This window comes from Francisella sp. LA112445 (assembly GCF_012224145.1).
GTDB lineage: Bacteria > Pseudomonadota > Gammaproteobacteria > Francisellales > Francisellaceae > Francisella.
The window spans coordinates 777,792-793,431 of sequence record NZ_CP041030.1 but is presented as its reverse complement, the minus strand read 5'-3'; the positions used below and the strand labels follow the sequence as shown (position 1 = coordinate 793,431).

Sequence of the window (15,640 nt, the reverse complement as noted above, 5' to 3'; positions counted from 1 at the left end):
TTTCAATTATCTAAATCCTTAATAATCTCCTGAGTAATAGTTTCTGCGAAATACTCGGCAGTAAATGGCTTGATCTTATCACTATTTAAATACTTTTCTATATTATTCAAATATTCCAAATACTTTTGATCTGACATGGAGGTCATGTAACTATATAATTCCTCATAACTATCAAACTTTCTCTTATCTATAAAACAGTTTTCTGGAATATAATCTGTGATATTATTAGCACCCCAATATACTGGTACGCAACCTGCAAAAAAACAGTCAAATATCTTTTCCGTTATATAACCTGGTATATCTCTAGCATTTTCATAGCAAATAGCAAATTTATACTTTTCTAGAACTTCTTTCTTAACCTCTACTTTACCTTTATATGAAGGATAATTATTTTCTTTTCTTAAAGATTTAATTTTATTAAGTGGTTTCCCTATAAAGCCATGACCAAACCGATACTCATTCCATCTAGTTCCATAAAGATCAAAATCATTAGGATGATTTTTCTCAAACCACCTTATAGCCTCAATCCTTTTTGAATATAGCTCTAAAGGGTGCTTAAAATACTTGTTTCCAGCAATTAAAGTACATAAACTTTTTTTATGCTTTATATCTTTATTTATAGATTTAGGAAAAAGATGAGAAAAATTGATTTTAAAGTATTTTTTATTATCTACTAAGCGATCGTCCCATGTAAAAATTTTTTTAAAAAGCTTATGCTTTTCTAAAAGCCAATTCCTTGGTTTAATAACATTACATTCAAATAACATTAAGTATGACTTATCTATCTCATCTTTTCTTGGTGATTTTTTAGGCATATCATTATATAAAACAGCCTCTGCTTGATCTATGGAAATAATATCTTGGGTTGATAAATCAAAACCTTCTTTAGCAAAAGTATCTTTTAACTTCCAATGTGGATAGGCAAAATTATTAATATTTGCAATAGGATCACTAAGATCAAAAACTTGATTATTAATAAATGGTTTCGTGTAAAAAGTAATCTTTTTCATTTTCTCTCCAAGAGTATAAGTTTAGAAACTATCTAACACTGCTAATAAAGTATTAATCTCATCTTTTAAGCAAACCTGACTATTTCCGACAAAAAAACCATTATCATGTAGGTAATCAGCATTCTTTAAATCATCATGTATCTCATAGTCAAAATACTTAAGCACCTCATTTCTAGCAAAGTTCCCCGTAACTATAGGCCTACACTCAATACCATTTTCTTGAAGCTTTTTAATTACATCTTTTCTGCATAATTTAGATTCTGGTCTAATAATAAATGAGAAGCCAAACCATGAACTGTTATCAATATCTCTTTGGATGATAAAATCTTTATGATTTTCAAATAACTCTACAAAAAGCTTTGCGTTTGTTCTTCTTTGCTCTAGGAATCCTGGAAGCTTTTTTAGTTGTTCTATGCCTATAGCTCCACTCATCTCGACAGGTCTTACATTATAACCAGGTAAAATAAATCTAAATGATTCTTCAAACCAGTCATCACTTTTCTTACAAATCAAATTCTCTTTAGGAAGGTTCCTAGTCCAACCATGTGCTCTCAATGAAAGAAGAATATGATATAACTCTTCATTATCAGTAATAACAAAACCACCTTCCATAGTTGCCATATGGTGTGAGAAGAACGTCGAAAACGTTCCCATAACCCCAAAAGTTCCTGCTTGCTTATTTCTATACTCAGCTCCCATAGACTCACAGTTATCTTCGATATAAAAGATATCTCTATCACCTATTATTCTCTCTATAGCATCAAAATCATTAGGATTACCCAACAAGTTTACTACCATAATCATTTTAGTCTTATCTGATATCGCTGACTCAAGCGCTTTTAGGTCATAATTTAAAGTCTCAAGATCTATATCCACAAACTTAAGCTTTAATCCATACTGTTGTAAAGGAGAATAGGTTGTAGACCATGAAACTGCTGGCACAATAACTTCATCACCTTTCTTAAGCATTGGATTTTTGGTATAAAATAACGCTGCTGTCGCAATAAGATTAGCTGCTGAACCTGAGCTAACCATTACAGCATATTTACTACCTACGTATTTACAAAAATCAGCTTCAAATTGGGCAACATAGTCACTCATACTATACATGTCTTTTTTTATAACATTATTAATAGCTTCAATTTCTTTATCATCCCATGTAGATGTTGCTAATGGATATCTCTTAATCATTCAGAACCTCTTTCAAATAATACTCATATGTCTTTTTAATACCTTCTTCTAAAGGTGTCTTATGTTTCCAACCAAAATCTGTTAGTAAACTATCATCTATCAATTTCTGTTTCATCCCGACTGGCTTAGACAGATCATGTTTAAACTCAGCATTACAGTTTAATACTTTAGCTACAGTCCTATAATATTCATTTATTGTAAAATCAAATCCCAAACCTACATTTATATTCTGAGGCATTCTTTGGATATTTTCTAACGCATAATATGTAAAATCAGCTAAATCCTCGGCAAACATAAACTCTCGTCTAACCTCACCATCTCCCCAAATTTCGATATTACCTAAACTTTCAACTTTAGCTTTATGAATCTTTTTAATAACAGCTGGAATCATGTGAGACTTATTATCACCAAAACTATCATATCTACCATATAAGTTACATGGAATAATAGTTTTATAGTTACAACTAGGATTTTCTTTATTTACATATTCACACAACCTTGTAGAGAATATTTTTGAAATAGCATAGCCCTCATTAGTAGGCTCTAATTCACCTTTTAAAATCTCATCTTCTTTTAATGGGTTTTTAGCACTCCTTGGATACATACAAGAGCTTCCCATATTAAGGAAATTTTTCACTCCATTTTCAAAAGCTGACATTATGATATTATGTCCCATCAAAGTATTCTTCGAGAGAAATTTAACAGGGTTATCTATATTTGCCTGAATACCTCCAACAATTCCAGCACAATGTATTACAATATCAGGCTTGTTATTTTTTATATATGAATCTACACTTTGGATATCTAAAAGATTAAGTTCTTTACTCGAAGGACTAAGAACTTTATATTCTCTTGCTTTATCAAACTCAAGTATGTTTCGCCCCACCATACCTGAAGATCCTGTTATTAGAATTTTTTTCATAATAATCTCTACTACTCGTAATAACTCATAATCTGATAACCACCCTCTTTAAGATATACATCTTTAGTCATCATTTTCAGATCAGAGGCCATCATATCATTTACAAGATCTTTAAGATTATACTCTCTATTCCAACCTAATTTTTGCTCTGCTTTAGTAGGATCGCCAATTAGTAAATCAACCTCAGTAGGTCTAAAATATCTCGGATCAACACAAACTAACTCTTGCCCTATCGATAAGTGACTAAGATCAAGATTTAGCTCTTTTGCTCTATTTTCATTTATAGATTCAATAACTCCAACTTCATCAATTCCTTCTCGTTTAAACTGTAAATTAATCCCAGCATACTCAAACGATAGCTTCACAAAATCTCTAACTGTAGTTGTCTGACCTGTAGCAATTACCCAATCTTCTGGATGATCCGCCTGTAGAATCATCCACATCATTCTGACATAGTCTTTTGCATGTCCCCAATCTCTTTTCGCATCGAGGTTTCCTAAATAAACTTTCTCTTGTAAATTCAAAGCAATTTTAGATGCCGCTCTAGTAATCTTACGTGTTACAAAAGTTTCTCCTCTTACTGGAGACTCATGATTAAACAATATCCCATTACATGCATATATACCATAAGCTTCACGATAGTTAACCGTTATCCAATATGCATACATTTTTGCAACAGCATATGGCGATCTTGGATAAAATGGTGTAGTTTCACTTTGTGGTATCTCTTGAACCTTACCATATAATTCAGAGGTACTAGCTTGATAGATCTTTGTTTTCTTCTCAAGTCCTAACAGCCTCACAGCTTCAAGTATTCTTAAAGTTCCTGTTCCATCTGCATTAGCAACATATTCAGGCATCTCAAAGCTTACATGTACATGACTCATTGCAGCTAAGTTATATATCTCATCAGGCTTAACATCAGCAATAATCCTTGTTAGATTCATTGAATCTGTCATATCTCCATAATGAAGTATAAAATTTAAATCCTTAGTATGTGGGTCTTGATAAAGATGATCTATCCTATCTGTGTTAAATAGTGATGTTCTTCTTTTAATTCCATGAACCTCATAACCCTTTTTTAAAAGAAACTCGGCAAGATACGATCCATCTTGACCTGTTATACCTGTTATTAATGCTACTTTCTTACTTACTGTCATAATATTCCTTTATTATAGCTTATAGCTAATTAGTTATTTTTTTGATCAAAAAAATAAATTGACTTAAACCATTTACTTTGACTATTATCTAATACTAGTAAATATATCAAAAAAAAAGCTTTATGAAAATATTTAAAATCTTTGTTATCAACCTTGCTAAAGATACTGTAAGAAGAAAATACATTGAAGATCATTTAAAAGAAAAAAAACTATCTTATGAAATCATAGAAGGAGTATATGGAAAAGATTTCTACAAAGATGAAATAAATCAAATTGCTGATTTAAAACTCTCCTATAAAAAAATGGGAAAAATGATATCTGTTAATGAAATAGGATGTTCCTTAAGCCATCAAAAGATATATAAAAGAATAGTATCTGAAAATTTACAAGGTGCATTCATCATAGAAGATGATGCTATGTTTTGTTCAGATATAAAAATGATACTTGATTCAATATATAACAATATAAACAAACTTAAAAGTAATTGCTGGGTTGGATTATTTAAATCTCATATTGATATAAAAAATAAATCTTTTACTATAAATAATAATTTCAGTATTTATAAAAGCCCAAGAGTAAGATGTGCTATTGCCTATTATATCGACAACACCGCTGCTCAAAATCTACTAGAATATAATAAAAAAATCACATATGTATCAGACTGGTTCTTTGGAGGATACCTAAATAAACTAAATCTATATGCCATAGATAAAGTATGTGTTATGCCTAACCCTAATTTTGAGTCGACTATAGGTGAAACTAGAAAAAAAGAAAGGAACATCTTAAAAGCTATTCACATTTACTTTAGAAAAACATATAAAAGAATGTACTATTACAAATATAACTTTGGTGTTCTAGCGGGTAGGTATAAAAAGACAAAACTTTGTGATGAGCTTGAAAAAATAAGGGGCTGTCCTAGATAAGTTTACTTTAAACTCTCTCTAACCCAGTGTTTAATTAGCTTTAGCTGTTCCTTAGAATCACTGTGATTAAATCTCCACTCACATTCCTTCAAAAACAAGTAAAAATGGTCTCTAGGAATACCATTAAATTTTCTCAAATGTCTCTTAGCTTGATTCCAGAAGTTTTCTATACCGTTTATATGATTATGCTTCTTTGCAAACAGCTTACTATGGTTAATTCTATAATGTTTAAACTCTGAAACATCTAAGGCATTATAACTCCTAAAAGTATCAGTGTAAACGATACAATCAGGTTTAACTTTTTCTCTAATTATTGGTAATAGAGTATCACTCTTAGCATTTGGAATGATTACTGTATATACCTTACCATTACGTTTAAGTAAGCCAAATACAGGAACTTTACCACCAGCTCCTCTACCTCGTTTCCCTTTACGAGTTCCTCCAAAATAGCTTTCATCTACTTCAATCTCTCCTGTAAACATTTCTAAATGCTCACTATTTTCATAAATTAATAATCTTAATCTATGAAAATAATAGCTGGCTGTGGTTTTATTTACTGATACTAATTCTGATGCAGTTCGTGCTGTACTTCCTGCTATAAATAACTCTATTAATTTGTCTTGCTTGTATGTACTTAATCTACTTTTCCTCATCAAAACCATCCTAACATAACTTAGTTATCTAGGACAGCCCCAAAAATAAAGCAAGAACACTCTAATTAATTGATAATTCTCTTAATACTTTAAAAATCTCTTTAAATGATTTTCTCGACTTATCTTTCTCAACTTCTTTATGGTGGTTTCTAATTAACTGTCTTAACTTTTGGATATCCAAATCTGGAAATTCTTGTATCAGTTTTTCAAAAGTCTCATTTGTCTTATTAGGATCTAAAAGGTTATCTCTAATATTTTCTAGCCTTTGAAACTGTAAGTTAGCTTGCTTATCCTTATTTACAAGGACATCATAAGCTTTATGAATATCATCGAGATTATCTGTTTTTCGCAAAAGCTTTCCTATAAACTGAATCTGTCTTTTTAGCGCTATCTTTTGTAGGTTTTTTGCTGAGATAATATTAGATTTTAAACTTTCAGATATCGGTAACTTATCTAACTGTTGATTATTAAGTTCTGTAAGAGCCCTTCCAAAGTCAGTAACCTCTAAAGCATCTTTTTTTATTGTTGTTTTACTTTTTACAGCCTTATAATGAGAGTTTTCTTCCTCTCTTTCTAGGCGCTCTATTTCATCTAAATCAATAACTTTACTCATAGCTTTTATTTTAAATTGTTTCTATATACATATAATATAAGTTATAATTTTAAACGTTTAATTTATTTTATCCACCTAAAAAATATCAGGAGATCTCCAAATATGTTTAGCTTTGAAAAAAATAGCTTAAGAAATACAGACAAAGAAATCTTTGACGCTATAGAACTTGAGGTTAAAAGACAACATGAACATGTCGAACTTATTGCCTCAGAAAACTATGCAAGCCCTGCTGTTATGGAGGCGCAAGGCTCTCAACTTACAAACAAGTATGCAGAAGGTTATCATGGCAAAAGATACTATGGTGGCTGTGAGTTTGTCGATATAGCTGAAAGATTAGCTATTGAAAGAGCACAAAAACTTTTCGGTGTTGATTATGCAAATGTACAACCTCACTCTGGCTCTCAAGCAAATGCTGCTGTATATAATGCTGTTCTTAAACCAGGTGATACAGTACTTGGTATGGATTTAGGTGCTGGTGGACACCTAACTCATGGCAGTAAAGTTAATTTCTCAGGTAAAATTTATCATTCTATCCAATATGGCTTAGATGAAAATGGGGATATAAACTACAAACAGGTAGCTGAACTAGCTAAAGAACATAAACCAAAAATGATTATTGCTGGGTTTTCTGCGTTTTCAGGAATAATTAACTGGAAAAAGTTTAGAGAAATCGCAGATTCTATTGATGCTGTATTAATGGCTGATATTGCTCATGTTGCTGGACTAGTTGCTACAGGGCTATACCCTAACCCATTCCCACATGTAGATGTTGCTACAACTACTACGCACAAAACATTAAGAGGCCCAAGAGGTGGATTAATACTTTGTAACAACAATCCTGATTTAGCAAAGAAATTTCAATCTGCTATTTTCCCAGGAATTCAAGGTGGTCCTTTAATGCATGTGATTGCAGCAAAAGCAGTAGCATTCAAAGAAGCCTTAGAGCCTAGTTTTGTTGAGTATCAAAAACAAGTATTAAAAAATGCAAAAGCTCTTGAGAAGGTTCTAAAAGAACGTGACATTAACATCATCTCAGGTGGTACAAATAATCATCTACTACTTCTTGATATTACAAATACAGGGTTTTCTGGTAAAGATGCTGAAGCTGCATTAGGTAGAGCAAACATAACTGTTAATAAAAACTCTATACCAAATGATCCTCGTTCTCCTTTTGTGACTAGTGGCTTAAGGATTGGAAGTCCTGCTATTACAACTAGAGGATTTAAAGAAAAAGAATGTGAACTAATAGCTAATTTACTTGCAGATGTAGTTTTTAACTGCGGTGATGAAAAAGTAGAGAAAGACACAGCTAAAAAAGTTTTAGAGCTTTGTGATAAATTCCCTGTATATAAATAATTCTTGCTATATTTCTAAATGGCTAAATACTAAAATATACACATCATTCTAAGAGGAAAAAATATGAAAAAGACATTTATTGTTTTATCTCTATCAGTCTTTGCTCTAGTTGCATATGCTGATAGTGGAGAAAATGCCTTATTAGCACTTAAGGGTAAAGACGCATTTAAATATGAGAAGCTTTATAGAAAAAATTTAGTGGTTCATAACTGTGCAAAAGATGCAAACTTTACAAAGAATCAAAGTACAGGGAAACCAGAAAGATGCCAACAACATTATAAAAATATGATAAATAGTCTTAATAAAGACCTTGGTATTACTGGAGTAACTGCTAAAGATATAGAATCTGATAAAGTCAACAATCATATTACTCAAGAAGCTGATAAATACATGGCTCAGCACTTAAATCAGTTTATGAACAAAAAAGATATAAACAGTTAAGCATCTATTGATATAAAGAATTACTATTCTTAGCCTTCTATTTTTTACACATACCTCCATCTTGCCAATATTCACTACCAACACAGTGATGACAATAGAATAATCCATGCGGGTCATACTTATTTTTGATATCAAGCAAGCGTGGATAGTTATTTCCCCAAAATATTTTTTGCCAATTCTTTTGGAAGTAATCTGCTTCATTAGCATATGTACCAGCGTCTGGGGCTAAATTTTGAATCATTGACATGGCTTTATAGATATCATCGACTTTTTTCTTAATTTCAGGTGTCATTTTAGACTTACCTATTTGTGGCTTATCACTACTATAACTCATAATAGCTAAAGCTCCAGCATCAAAGACACCTGGATGCATAGAGGTTTGTTTAGTAAGCTCTATAGCTTGCTTAGATGCTCCTGCTAAACCTTTGTTTATTTGTATTGATACTGGTGCTAGACGAGATACTTTATAAAAGGTATCTGCAGTTTTTGCAAGGTTTTTAGAGTCAAATAAAGATTCAGGCAAATACCATGATTGATAAGTATACCAATAAGCAAAAACCTCTCCTGTATTTGATGCCCACCAGAATTCACCATCTCGAGCATCTGGTCCGGTATTTTTGACTACCATATTCGGATAATTTTTATGCCAAAAATCATAATTCCAAATTTCTTTTGGTGGTATATCTATATATTTGATTTTATAATGCAAGTTTGGTTGAGCATTAACCCAAGCCTTAAAAGATTCCCATACATCTAGGGCTTTCTTTTGAGTCAAGTTTTGAGTAACCATAGCAATAGTTAGCTTATCATCAGGACGGAAAGCAAACTGTTCTCCCCAATGCTTGTTGTTTAAATCTGAGTAATAGAATGAAAGGAATTTTTTAATTAATGATTTATATGCTTTATCATTATCTGCAACTATTTCACCACTCATTAAACCAAAGTGTTCAGGAAGCTTATGCGTTCTTAGAGTTAGTTTAGTAACTACTCCGAAGGTTCCACCACCTCCTCCTTTAATGGCCCAAAATAAGTCTTGATTTTGACACTCATTAGCAACAACCACTTTACCATTAGCTGTAACGACTTCAGCTTGAACTATTCCTCCAGCACCAGTACCAAACTCTTTTGACCAACTTCCAAAGCCACCTCCTTGAGGAAAACCTCCAGCAGCGCCTACTGTTGTACAACCGCCACCTTGAACGTATTCATTATGCTCATTTGTAACTACATTATATGCTTCAAGCCATCTTGTACCTGCACCAACCGTTACAGCAGAGTATTCTTTAGATTTAGGACAGTTTTGAGGGTGAAAATGCTTATTGTAAGTAATATCTCTCATATTATGAGTCCATATTAATAAAGAATCTGGAGCATTTGAACGTCCTAAATAATCATGTCCTGCACCTTTAATGACTAAACGTAGATTATGTTCCCTAGCAAAATCTACAGCTTTAACAACATCATTTGTATTAGCTGCTTCAACAGCATATGTACTTGCCTTATTATCCCAAGCTCCATACCAACCTTGTGATTCATTCCTACCAGGATCTGACTGCAAATAAAAGGGATTTTTAACTTTTGCTATAGATGACTTACAAGCTTTACTACTTGTATCTAATTTACATTTACCTAATGATGTTGAAGGTTGAATCAACTTTCCTTTCAACGAATTTGCAAATGCACTCCACTGTTGTTCATTAGGCCAACATGATTGTGATGGCAAACAACGACAAATAGTGGTTGATTTAACTTTAGTTGTCACTGTATCTGCATAGACAAAAGTTAAAGAAGATAACAACAAGGAAGAGGTTAATAGTTTCTTATTCATAATGCTACAAGGCTATAAAATCAACTATATAAAACAATATAAATTATTTTTTTATCAAAAAATAGCCATTTTGATTATAAATCTCAGATAAATAAGAACTTATGTTATCTCAAAAAAATAACTAAAAATATAAAATTAATACTTTAAGAACTATAGCTTACAAAAGATTAAAACTATAACCACCCAAACCAGCGTTCATACCAGGTAGGCTCTTCTGTTCCATCAGGTCTAAGATTCTTCAAGAACTGGTTTTTAGGATAGTTTTTCTTAAGAACTCTAATATTATCCTTCGCTTGATCATATAATTTAAGCTTATTATAAGATCTGATAGTTAATACTAAAGCATCTTGCACTACTGTACTTTGAGGATAGTTTTGTATAACTTGCGAAGCTCTATTAATCGCAGCATTATAAGCACCTCTTTTAAAATAAAAATGGGCAATGTCATCATAATGTTGAGCAACAGTATTATTTATAAATACCATTCTACGTTTAGCATCAGGAACAAAACTACCTGTAGGATCTAACAATATAGCTTTTTGGAAATTAGTATAGGCGTCTTCATAACCTGTAGGATCATGATAATTCATATCATAAGGTGCATATGTCTGTAGCATACCTCTACCATCTTCAAAACCTACAACACCAATCATATAATAAACATAGCCTTTATATTTACTGTATGGATACATTTTTATAAATTGCTTGCCTAAAGCTAAAGCCATAGTAGATTCATCATCCATATAATATACATATACTAAATCAACCATTCCCTTTTCTGCTAAAGGAGTAAATGGATACTGCGCAACAAGAGATTTATATGAGCGAATAGCATCAAAATACTTCTCATTCTGCATTTGTTGATGAGCTTTTGCATAAATAAAACTTGCTGTATATCCAGTATATACCTGAGGTAGTTCAGGATCTTTTGTAGGCCCACATGAGCTTAATGTCAAAACAACCAGAATAAGAGTTATTAAATATAAAAACCTAGTCATTAAATTAACTATCCTTAGAATTTTCTTATATAATCCTATAATAGAATTATTTTTTATAAAAAACATACAAAACACATAACATGCCAAATGATACACTATCTAACAAATTTCATCAAAATATTATTCTACAACCTGAAGATGCTGGTAAGCGCATAGATGTAGCTGTAAACGACCTATTTGATCAGTTTTCTCGTTCTCAAATACAAAAATGGATAAAAGAAGGTGCTATAACAATTAATGGACAAGCTACTAAGCCTAAACATATAGTACTAGGAGATGAGCAAGTAGATATAAATATTGAGTTTCTGCCAACTAATGAATGGTTTCCTGAAGATATTGAGCTAGATATAGTCTACGAGGATGATGATATTATTGTAATAAATAAACCAGTAGATATGGTCGTACACCCTGGTGCTGGAAATATGACCGGTACAATATCAAACGCTCTACTATATCGCTATGAAAACCAAGACAAACTACCTCGTGCTGGTATAGTACATCGCTTAGATAAAGATACTTCAGGATTAATGGTAGCAGCTAAAAGTACTATCGCATATCATAGTTTAGTTAAGCAACTTTCAAACAGAGAGGTGTCTCGTAGATATCTAGCTATTGTTGAAGGAGAGATATACTATGAAGGTACTATTAATGAGCCGATAGGTCGAGATCCAAACAACCGTACTAAGATGGCTATTAACTATAAGGGAAAAGAAGCTATTACAAAATACACTCCTATTGAAGTTTACGATGGATTTACTTTAGTTGAATGTAAGCTTGAAACAGGCAGAACTCACCAAATAAGAGTTCATATGAAAAGTATCAAACATCCATTAGTCGGAGACCAAACATATAACAAATCGTCAGTGAAATTAAAAAAACTTGGTATAGAAGACTTAGATAGGCAAGCCTTACACGCTTATAAATTATCATTCATTCACCCTATTACAGAGAAAGTTGTTAAATTCAAAAGCAAACTACCTGAAGATATGCTAAGTTTAAAGTCTCAACTTAGGGAAACTATAGAATATTTTGAGGAAGAAGACTATGAATATGATGAATAGAAAAGAATTTATTAAATATTTTAGTGTTTCTTTATGCTTAGTATTACTTGCTCTAATATTATCTTTTGAAGGAGAAATTAAATATCCTACCGAAAACTTCTTCATAGCATCGAGTCATCATCAAATACTACAAAAGCCTGACTTTTCAGAGATTAAAGATTTTTCAGAAAGAAAAGCTAGTTTTATAAATTATATGCTATCAGCAATAAACATTGCTAACAAAGAAATATGCCTAGAGAAAAAACAAATATCATCACTAAAAAAAGCTTTTATCAAAAAGCAAACACTCAATAAAAAAAATCTACATATACTAAATGAATATTTAAAGTATTACAAAATAAAAACAGATACTAATATACCTACTCAACTTAAACTTCTAGAGTTAAAAGCAAACACCGTCCCTACTAGTTTTATTCTTGCTCAAGCTATATTAGAGAGTGGTTGGGGAACATCTAGGTTTGCTGAAAACTACAACAACTACTTTGGATTACACTGCTACTACAAAAACTGTGGAGTAAAAGCTCTTGAAGCGGATGTTTACTTAGAGGTTTTTGATAATGCAAGTGACAGTATCTTAGGTTATTATCATAGGCTTAATACTGGTTCAAACTTCAAAGATTTTCGAGTTATAAGAGCTAAGGTGGAACGTAATGAATTACCTACTACAGCATTATTTGATACTCTAGAGAATTACTCAGAAATAGGATCTCAAGAATATAAGCAACGCCTTATTAATATTATTACAGTCAATAATTTAACACAGTATGACTCTATTAATTACTGTTAAACAGTGCTCTAACTATTGGTATTAATTACCTTTTTTAGTATATTTAACTTATGAAGGCTTAAACTCTTGTATAGAGCAGATGGATTTTAAAATAGATAAGGACATAATTTATTTTGAAGGCTTGCTAACACTTAAACAAGTTAAGCCGAAGATAATCGAAAAAAACATAAGTAAGATAACAAGTGAAATAAAGCTTTTAGACATCTCAAAAATTGAAGCTCTAGATACTGCAGGTGCTTATTTTATACTCAAAATAGCAAATAGACTGAATCTAACAAAAGATCAAATAATAACTAACGATCAAAGAAATAAAAACTTAATTAATATTGTTAATAAGAACTTTCCATCTAAGGCCGATGAAGAACTTATTGGAAAATCTAATAATGTTGTATTTAACAGTATTTATACCTTAGGAAAAAACACTAATAATCTTTTATCTGAAATAAAAGCTAGTATTGGATTTCTTGGCGCTATATTTATTGCGTATTTAAATCTTATCCGTAAACCATACAAATCTTTTTTTTCTATCGTATTGAATATTACTTATGACTCAACAATTAAAGCATTAAGTATAGTTATACTTTTATCATTAATCGTAGGATTAGTTTTAACCTATTTACCTTTAGGATTAATGCAACAGTATGGAACACAAATATTTGTTGTCGATATGCTAGGAGTTTCATCTTTTAGAGAGTTTGCTCCATTATTTACAGCTATTATTATCGCCGGAAGAAGTGGTTCTTCCTTTACATCAGAAATAGGGATTATGAAAGTCAATGAAGAGATAGATGCTCTTCAGACAATTGGTGAAGATCCTATACAACGCTTAGTTTTACCAAGAATTACAGCATTAGTTATAAGCCTACCTGTACTGACAACTATAGCAATGGTTGCTAACATAGTTGGTGGTATTATAATTATGGATACCATAGCGGGGATAACGCCTCTACAATTTATTGATCGATTATTTACTCATGTTGGTGTTAATCACTTCTATATAGGACTACTTAAAACACCTTTCTTTGCTTTGGTAATAGCTGGGATTGGCTGTCATCAAGGCTTATCAGTAAAAAGAGATTCACAAAGTGTTGGTAAAGCTACTACTACAAGTGTGGTTTATTCAATTTTTTTAATAATTGTCGTTGATGCTATTTTTGCAGTAGCGCTAAATGGATCATAAACAAGGGAGTATTATAATGAATGAAAGCATTATTCAAGTAAGAAACCTGTGTACAAAGTTTGGCAAGGAGTGGATTCATAAAGATCTAAACTTAGATATCCCCCCAGAAAAGATAAGTTGCATTATTGGTGCTAGTGGATGTGGTAAAACTACCCTAATGAGAGAGATCCTAATGCTACAACCTATTTACTCTGGTAAGATTTTCTTACTTGGTCAAGAGATCTCAAAACTAGTAGACAATCCAATTAAGCGCAAACAAATCTCTAGTAATATGAGTATGATGTTTCAACATTGTGCTCTATTTTCATCACTAACTAACTTACAAAATGTAATATTCCCTTTAAAACAACACACCAAGCTTCCTCCTGATGTGCTGACGGATATTGCGGTTATAAAGTTAAGAATGGTTGGCCTTAAAGAAGAAGCTTTTAATAAATACCCTTCTGAAATAAGCGGAGGAATGTTAAAAAGAGTCGCTCTAGCTAGAACTATTGCTCTAGATCCTAAAGTTGTTTTCTTGGATGAACCTCATGCAGGGCTAGATCCCTATTCAATTAAGGCGATGGATGAGCTTATTTTATATTTAAAGGAAGAACTTGGAATATCTGTTGTTATGATCACCCATGATCTAAACACTATTTGGCGAATTGTTGATGATATAATATATATGGATGAAAAAAGAATAATGTTACACGATACGGTTAAGTTTGTTTCTCAACAAACCCAATATGAAAGTATAAGAAACTTTTTTGACCCACATAATGAAGGAAAATATTAGGAGCTTATATAATGAATGAAAATAGTATAAAGAACCTAATCGCAGGACTATTTGTGATTTTCATGGTATTTGTAATGATCTTTATAGGCTTCTTTCTATCTGGAGGCTTTAAAAATCAATCTACAACTACTTATATGACAAACTTCTCTAGTATTTCTGGGCTAAATGTCGGTTCAAATGTCTCATACAAGGGTTTCAACATTGGTAAAGTTAGTGATATAGCTATCAACAAAAATAATCCTAAATTAGTTAGCGTATATATGAAGATAGATAGCAGTATTCCTATTTATAAGCAAACAGTTGCAACTCTACAAACAGTGGGGATAACAGGCCAGTCAATTGTTGAGCTTTCCTTAGACATTAATAAAAATGATATGGGACTTGATTTAATAGATAAACATAAAAATAAAATAACTATTATAAAATCAAAACCTTCTCAACTTACAAATATTATGAAAAAAGTCGGAGCAATAGCTGACTCACTAGAGCAAATATCTGCCAAATTCAATAGAATGATGTCTCCACAAAATATAAATAAATTTAATGAGTTTACTGATAGCATAAATATACTTCTTTATAACCTTAGTAACTCATCTATTTACTTTAATAAAACTCTTATGAACCTTAATGATACAATGACTGAAAGCCAAGAAACTATTACGCGCCTAAATGACGTTATGAGAATTCTTCAATATGATCCTTCAATAATTGTTAGAGGAGTAGAGCATGATAATTAATA

The 15,640-nt window shown here is 31.6% G+C and carries 16 protein-coding genes; 8 read left to right on the top strand and 8 right to left on the bottom strand.

Annotated elements, in window-relative coordinates; genetic code table 11:
- Positions 1-2 precede the first annotated feature (2 nt).
- The 4 genes from FIP56_RS03910 to gmd are packed head-to-tail and all read right to left on the bottom strand — an operon-like array spanning position 3 to position 4,283.
- Positions 3-1,010, bottom strand: coding sequence for a glycosyltransferase family 10 (locus tag FIP56_RS03910; protein WP_192577651.1), 1,008 nt, complete (start codon positions 1,008-1,010; stop codon positions 3-5).
- Between the two features lie 21 nt (positions 1,011-1,031).
- Entirely contained in the window at positions 1,032-2,201 is a 1,170-nt protein-coding gene (locus tag FIP56_RS03905; RefSeq protein WP_192577650.1) for a DegT/DnrJ/EryC1/StrS family aminotransferase, read from the bottom strand.
- Positions 2,194-3,123, bottom strand: a complete 930-nt coding sequence (locus FIP56_RS03900; protein WP_192577649.1) for a GDP-L-fucose synthase — start codon at positions 3,121-3,123, stop codon at positions 2,194-2,196. Before FIP56_RS03900 ends, FIP56_RS03905 begins: the two co-directional genes overlap by 8 nt.
- Before the next feature lie 11 nt (positions 3,124-3,134).
- On the bottom strand, positions 3,135-4,283 hold the full coding sequence (gene gmd / locus FIP56_RS03895) for a GDP-mannose 4,6-dehydratase (protein WP_192577648.1): 1,149 nt from the start codon (positions 4,281-4,283) through the stop codon (positions 3,135-3,137).
- Positions 4,284-4,405: 122 nt separating this feature from the next.
- Between gmd and FIP56_RS03890 the strand changes: the two genes are divergently transcribed.
- Positions 4,406-5,206, top strand: a complete 801-nt coding sequence (locus FIP56_RS03890; protein ID WP_192577647.1) for a glycosyltransferase family 25 protein — start codon at positions 4,406-4,408, stop codon at positions 5,204-5,206.
- Positions 5,207-5,208: 2 nt separating this feature from the next.
- Here the strand turns inward: FIP56_RS03890 and FIP56_RS03885 are convergent, their stop codons facing one another.
- Together FIP56_RS03885 and yjgA are read right to left on the bottom strand one after the other, a co-directional pair.
- Entirely contained in the window at positions 5,209-5,859 is a 651-nt protein-coding gene (locus tag FIP56_RS03885; protein WP_192576968.1) for an IS1595 family transposase, read from the bottom strand.
- A 61-nt stretch (positions 5,860-5,920) separates the two neighbouring features.
- Positions 5,921-6,472, bottom strand: coding sequence for a ribosome biogenesis factor YjgA (gene yjgA / locus FIP56_RS03880; RefSeq protein ID WP_192577646.1), 552 nt, complete (start codon positions 6,470-6,472; stop codon positions 5,921-5,923).
- Positions 6,473-6,574: 102 nt separating this feature from the next.
- On the opposite strand from yjgA, the gene glyA reads away from it, so the two are divergent.
- Entirely contained in the window at positions 6,575-7,828 is a 1,254-nt protein-coding gene (glyA, locus tag FIP56_RS03875) for a serine hydroxymethyltransferase (RefSeq protein ID WP_192577645.1), read from the top strand.
- A gap of 63 nt (positions 7,829-7,891) precedes the next feature.
- On the top strand, positions 7,892-8,269 hold the full coding sequence (locus tag FIP56_RS03870; RefSeq protein WP_192577644.1) for a hypothetical protein: 378 nt from the start codon (positions 7,892-7,894) through the stop codon (positions 8,267-8,269).
- A gap of 37 nt (positions 8,270-8,306) precedes the next feature.
- On the opposite strand, the gene FIP56_RS03865 is transcribed toward FIP56_RS03870, so the two are convergent.
- A complete protein-coding gene (locus tag FIP56_RS03865; protein ID WP_192577643.1) occupies positions 8,307-10,097 on the bottom strand; it encodes an FAD-binding protein in 1,791 nt (596 codons plus the stop codon).
- 173 nt (positions 10,098-10,270) lie between these two features.
- Positions 10,271-11,095 carry an outer membrane protein assembly factor BamD gene (locus FIP56_RS03860; protein WP_192577642.1) on the bottom strand — a complete coding sequence of 275 codons (825 nt, stop codon included), beginning with the start codon at positions 11,093-11,095 and terminating at the stop codon, positions 10,271-10,273.
- Between the two features lie 80 nt (positions 11,096-11,175).
- Between FIP56_RS03860 and rluD the strand changes: the two genes are divergently transcribed.
- The 5 genes from rluD to FIP56_RS03835 all read left to right on the top strand — a co-directional run bounded on the left by rluD (position 11,176) and on the right by FIP56_RS03835 (position 15,638).
- Positions 11,176-12,156, top strand: a complete 981-nt coding sequence (gene rluD, locus FIP56_RS03855) for a 23S rRNA pseudouridine(1911/1915/1917) synthase RluD (protein WP_192577641.1) — start codon at positions 11,176-11,178, stop codon at positions 12,154-12,156.
- A complete protein-coding gene (locus FIP56_RS03850; protein WP_192578846.1) occupies positions 12,146-12,943 on the top strand; it encodes a glucosaminidase domain-containing protein in 798 nt (265 codons plus the stop codon). The genes rluD and FIP56_RS03850 overlap by 11 nt, the downstream gene beginning before the upstream one ends.
- Before the next feature lie 79 nt (positions 12,944-13,022).
- Complete coding sequence (locus tag FIP56_RS03845; RefSeq protein WP_192577640.1) at positions 13,023-14,123, top strand: ABC transporter permease; 1,101 nt, start codon at positions 13,023-13,025, stop codon at positions 14,121-14,123.
- A gap of 16 nt (positions 14,124-14,139) precedes the next feature.
- Positions 14,140-14,901: an ATP-binding cassette domain-containing protein gene (locus tag FIP56_RS03840; protein WP_192577639.1), complete on the top strand. Its 762-nt coding sequence runs from the start codon at positions 14,140-14,142 to the stop codon at positions 14,899-14,901.
- Positions 14,902-14,912: 11 nt separating this feature from the next.
- A complete protein-coding gene (locus FIP56_RS03835) occupies positions 14,913-15,638 on the top strand; it encodes an MlaD family protein (protein WP_192577638.1) in 726 nt (241 codons plus the stop codon).
- The last annotated feature ends 2 nt before the right edge of the window (positions 15,639-15,640 follow it).